At 68.1% G+C, this 5,485-nt stretch carries 3 protein-coding genes and 1 pseudogene; all 4 read left to right on the top strand.

Annotated elements, in window-relative coordinates; genetic code table 11:
- The coding region (locus tag AB0F03_RS36215; protein WP_362000317.1) for a hypothetical protein at positions 1–801 on the top strand (801 nt) is incomplete at its 5' end.
- 397 nt (positions 802–1,198) lie between these two features.
- The gene (locus tag AB0F03_RS36220; RefSeq protein ID WP_362000320.1) at positions 1,199–2,119 is read left to right on the top strand and encodes a recombinase family protein; all 921 of its coding nucleotides are present in this window, start codon (positions 1,199–1,201) and stop codon (positions 2,117–2,119) included.
- Positions 2,120–3,209: 1,090 nt separating this feature from the next.
- Positions 3,210–5,081: a LamG-like jellyroll fold domain-containing protein gene (locus AB0F03_RS36225; RefSeq protein ID WP_362000322.1), complete on the top strand. Its 1,872-nt coding sequence runs from the start codon at positions 3,210–3,212 to the stop codon at positions 5,079–5,081.
- A gap of 278 nt (positions 5,082–5,359) precedes the next feature.
- A pseudogene (locus tag AB0F03_RS36230) lies at positions 5,360–5,485 on the top strand (IS5/IS1182 family transposase); the annotation flags it as partial.

A 5,485-nucleotide genomic window follows, 5' to 3' on the forward strand; every position in this document is an offset into this window, starting at 1 on the left:
AACAGAGTGTGGACTACGTTCTGGAATCCGGAACACGGCTGGAATTCATGGTTCCAGATCCATCCGGAGACGGTCTTCGACCATACAGTCCAGAAGATTACCGCAGTCGCGCGGAAGCCGGATCAAATAGACCTCTTCGCGATCGGCTTCGACAATGCGGTCTGGACTACGTTCTGGAATCCGGAACACGGCTGGAATTCATGGTTCCAGATCCATCCGGAGACAGTCTTCGACCACACAGTCCAGAAGATTACCGCAGTCGCGCGGAAGCCGGATCAAATAGACCTCTTCGCGATCGGCTTCGACGATCGAGTGTGGACCACCTTCTGGAACCCCCAGAACAGCTGGAACCCGTGGTTCCAGATCCATCCGGAGACAGTCTTCGACCATCACGCGCAGTCCATTTCAGCGGTGGCGCGGATGCCGGATCAGATAGACCTGTTCACGATCGGCTTCGACGATCGAGTGTGGACCACCTTCTGGAATCCTCAGAACGGATGGAATCCATGGTTCCAGATCCATCGAGAGACAGCCTTCGACCACTCCCGGCAGAAGATCACTGCAGTTGCCCGGAAGTCGGAACAACTGGATCTCTTCACGATCGGCTTCGACGACAGGGTGTGGACCACCTTCTGGAATCCTCAGAACGGATGGAATCCGTGGTTCCAGATCCATCCGGAGACTGTCTTCGACCACTCTCGGCAGGAGATCACGGGCCTCGCACGGAAGTCGGAACAGCTCGATCTCTTTACGATCGGCTTCGACGACAGGGTGTGGACGGCGTTCTGGAACCCAGCGTGACGCCGACACGATGACCAGCCAGGCGGCGCCTTCGTACAAGGCGCCGCTCTTCTTCCGTATTGGAATGGCATCCGATCTCGACTCGGTGTGCTTGACCGCCCGGCCCTGTGAAGATATGCCCGAAATCAAGATCGGTCCGGCGTCGTGAGGCGGGATTCGAATCCGCGACCTCCGCCACGCAGGTAGCGGCGCTCTACCCGCTGAGCTACTCGGCCCGGGGCGGCGTTCCGTAGGCGTCGGCAAACGAATCGTTTGACGACAGGCAGTCGACGCGTCCAATGAACCCGTGCAATCCGGGGGTTCGCGGCGGCGCGAATCCAATCAGATCCGATGGTGATGGCTGACAGGGTTTGACGACATGTAGGGTCCGATCCTCCCGTCAGGAAGAGGCCCTTCGGTGGCGAACCTGGTCTACAAGCGGGTCTCGACCGACCAGCAGTCGACCGCCCGGCAGAACCTCGTCCTGGACGAGGCCGGGATCGAGGACCCGGTCGTCTTCGAGGAGGACCCGGGCACCTCCAGCCGCCTCCACCCGCTCCAGCGGCCGAAGTTCCGCGAGCTGCTCACCTACGCGCGGCCGGGCGACACCGTGCACATCTCCGAGATGTTCCGCCTCGTACGCGGCACCGGCCACATCCTGGACGTGCTCGACGTCCTCCACCGCGACCAGATCGCCCTTCGCATCCACGACGGCGCGTTCTCCGCGATGGACTTCACCGCCCGCCACCCGCGCACCGGCGAACTGCTGTCCACCGTGAAGTTCACGGTGCAGACCCTCGCCGCTGCCGGCGACCTCCAGCGCGACCTCCAGCGCGAGCTGACGTACGACGGGCTACGGGCCGCCGAGGCCAAGGGCAGCAAGGGCGGGCGCCGCCCTGCCGTGGCGGCCGGGAAGACCGGCACCGTCCGCACCGCGTACCTCGGTGGCCAGTCCATCGCCGCCCTGGCCCGCACACACCACGTCAGCCGGGGCGCCATCCGCACGGCCGTCGCCGACCTCATGCCCGACCACACCGCCGACGTCCACGAGGACGTTCCGGCTCCGGAGGTAGCGGTCACCCTCGACATGCCGGGCAAGGTCGCCGCCTTCCTCCGCGCGGCCGACCTGGACCCCGTCGAGCGGGCCGCTATCGACCAGGGCGTGACCGTACGGCGCGGCCAGGGGCTACACCCTGCGCGTGAGCGCCGTGCCCTCGGTTCACGGCGCACTCCTCGCCCGCTGCCAGCCACTCACCGGCGCCTCGGCGATCCCGACACAGCGCAAGGCCCGTCGCGAGTACGAGAACCGCGTCAGCGCTCTCGTCGACCGGCGGCCTGAACATCACTCGTAGCTACTTTGCCCCTGAGGCAGTTCTACAGGAGGGTCAACAGGCACCGGCGCAAGTTCGACGACCGTCCTGCGAAAGCCCTGTACATGAAGCCGTGGCTGCTGGGGCTGCCCAGAGAACGACTCGCCGACTATGCAGAACTCACCGCCTTCGAGGCCGCAATTCCACGGATGCCCGCGGAGCCCGATTGCTCGGACTGGCACGGCGCCTGGGACGTGGTCCGGCGATATCCGGGAGCCGTCCCCGACGAACAACGTGCTTCGGCCGCCGAACTGTGCTTCCTTGTGGTCCAAGCCCTGAACCGGAGGAACGCTGGCACGGTCCCTCCTGCTGAAGCGGGGGAACAGGCCGTTCCGGAGCCGCACCTGGCCGTACCTCAAAGGCGGCGAGCCGCCTACCGCCCCGCCATGACCGTGCCGACGGCGCCGTAACCGGAGCGGGCAGCGTCAGGAGGTGCCGTCGAGATCGGTGCCCTGCGCACGAGCGAAGGCCAACAGGACCCGCTACCTGAATACCGCTACTTCGTCTCGGTCCCGCTGTGGCGTGGCGCCGGGACGGAGGCCGTTACGCCGACCCGGGCTTCGTCCGCTCGGCGTGGTTCCCGTGGCTGTTCGCCACCGGGCAGGGCACGCCGTCTACAGCTCCGCGCGCGGCGACGCGAACGTCTTCGTGCTGAAGGTGGCGAGGTCGGCCCGCACACCGAAGAGCTCCTGCGGCCCCGCCGAGCACCACCCGGAAGCCCGAGCGCATCTCGTCGAAGAACGCCAACGCCCCGTGCTCATATGCCAGATCGGCCGCGCCCTGCAGAAACCCGGGCTCGTCGGCGACGGGATCCGCGAGGCCGAGCAGCCGCCGCCGCTCTTCGGACAGGCGGTGTCCCTGACCCGTCGTCATGCGCCCCAGGTGCGCTGTCGAGTTCGGCACCAGTGGTGGGGACCGCGTCGAGGCGGCGCGGCCCGCCCCGGCAATCGTCGGGAATCCGGCAGCGGGCGTTCAACTTCCCGCCACCGTACGGCTGTGGCAGGTGAGAAGCGTACGGCCTGCCGTAGGCAGGTCCTTCACCCACCGGATGGAGCCCCCATGACAGCCGGACAACGTCACCCCGTGCACAGACGCGCGCTGCTGCGCGCGACGGCCGCGCTGCCCGCGGCCGGTGTCGCGGCCGCCGCCCTCGACTCCTCCCCGGCGCGGGCCGACACCGCCGGCCGGGCGGGCCGGTTCGACAGCGAGAGCCCGCGCTTCACGCTGGCCGTCCTGCCCGACACCCAGTACCTCTTCGACGCTGACAGCGCCGACCCGGCCCCGCTGCGCGCGACCTTCCGCCACCTCGTCGGCGAGCGGTCCACGCGCAATATCGCGTTCATGACCCACCTCGGCGATGTCACCGAACACGGCACTGAGGATGAGATCGAGCGCGCCGCCGCCACCTTCCGGACTATCCACGGCAAGGTCCCCTACAGCGTCCTCGCGGGCAATCACGACATCAGCTCAAGCACCGACGACCAGCGGGGCGCCTCGGCCTACCTCGCCGCGTTCGGACCCGCGCGCTACGCCTCCATGCCGACCTTCCGCGGCGCCTCGCCCGACGGCTACAACAGCTACCACGTGCTGCGCGCCGCCGGCCGCCAGTGGCTCGTCCTCGCCCTGGACTGGCGGGTGTCGGACAAGGGTCTGAGCTGGGCGCAGGGCGTCCTCGACGCCCACCCGACCCTGCCCGCCGTCCTCACCACGCACGACATCGTCTGGGCGGACGACGACGGCAAGGCCCAGCTGTCGGACAACGGCCGCCGCCTGTGGGACGGGCTGATCCGCGGCAACGACCAGATCTTCCTCGCCCTCGGCGGACACTACTGGCCGCCCGGGCGCACGGTGCTGACCAACGACGCCGACAACGATGTCCACGTCCACATCACCAACTACCAGGACCGCTACTACGGCGGCGCCGGAATGGTCCGCACCTACGGCTTCGACCTCGCCCGCGGTGTCATCGACGTCGAGACGTTCGCCCCGTGGCTCCTGACCCGCGATCCCGGGGAACGCAGTCCGCTGGAGGCCGAGAACCTCGAACTCACCGGCCCCGCCGACAGGTTCAGCCTGCACATCGACTTCGGCAAGCGCTTCGCGGGCTTCGCACCGGTCACTCCCGCGAAGCCGCGGTCGCCCGCCGCGGTGATGCCCCACGGCACCGTCGCCTACTGGCGCTTCGATACCGCCGGCACCCGCGCCGGGGGCAAGGAGGGCGCCCCGGTGGCCGACGGCACCCTCGTGCGCGACCTCACCGGCAACGGCAACGACCTCACCGTGCGCCGGCTGACGGGCGGCGGCCCCGACACCCTGACCTGGTCCGCCGACCACCACCCGGGACAGCCCGCCCACGCCAGCCTCCGCTTCGACGGCGGCAAGGAACCGGACCGCGGAGCCATCCTCACGACCTCCGCGCGGGCGGCCCTCAACAGCGAGAAGTTCCTCCACGGCTACACGATCGAGACGTTCCTCCGGCTGCCCGAGCCCTTCGAGGGCGACCACGCCTGGATGGGCATCCTCAGCTGGGAGGGCCGCAACGGCGACGCCGGCAAGACCACCGGCTGGTCCCCGCTGGAGCCCACGTGCAGCCTCAACCTGTCGCCCGAGCGGTTCCTGCAGTTCGTGGTCTATCCGCAGCGCCAGGACGCCGACCCCACGTCGTGGAGCCACACGCTGCCCGTCGGCCGCTGGATGCACCTCGCCGTCGTCAACGACGGCCGCCGCACCGTCCTGTACGTCGACGGCTCAAGGATCGCCCGCAACCCGACGCAGCCGTCGACCGGCATCGCCACCCTCGGCAAACCCTTCGTCCTCGGCGCCACCCAGTTCGACGAGAGTTACGGCCAGGGACTCTACGGTTCCCTCGGCGACACCCGCATCGTCAACCGCGCCCTGCCGGTTTGGGACTTCCTCACCCCGTTCGACTGACGCGCACCCCACAGGGGCCCGGGGCGCCGGTCCGGACAGTCGAGTTGAAGACAACTCCTAGGCCCAGGGCGTACTGCGCATGCAAACTGGAGGGCTGCCACGCCCACCTCGTTCAGGGTGCTTCGAGGGGGCGGATGGACACGCAAGAAAGGCCGCCCGGCGGATGCCGGACGGCCTTCGGTGAAGTCTGAACCCTGGGCGTGTGGCCTCCCCCTTTCGGGGCTACCAGGGACTAATTAGACCGTGTCCTACATGGTCAGTTGCCAGTTGTGCTGGACATGGGGAGTGGACGGTGGAGATGGATCGTTACGGACGGCTTGTGGGAGATAGCGAAGCCGTTGCTGCCGCCGGCGCGGGTTCGGCCGCAAGGGGGTGGTGTCGCGAACATCGATGATGAGGCGGTC

The sequence above is a fragment of the Streptomyces sp. NPDC028722 genome, from assembly GCF_040637655.1.
GTDB lineage: Bacteria > Actinomycetota > Actinomycetes > Streptomycetales > Streptomycetaceae > Streptomyces.

What these genes read in the sequence shown, in the direction of transcription:
- AB0F03_RS36225 (WP_362000322.1), top strand. Translation starts at nt 3,210, where the DNA reads ATGACAGCCGGACAACGTCACCCCGTGCACAGACGCGCGCTGCTGCGC.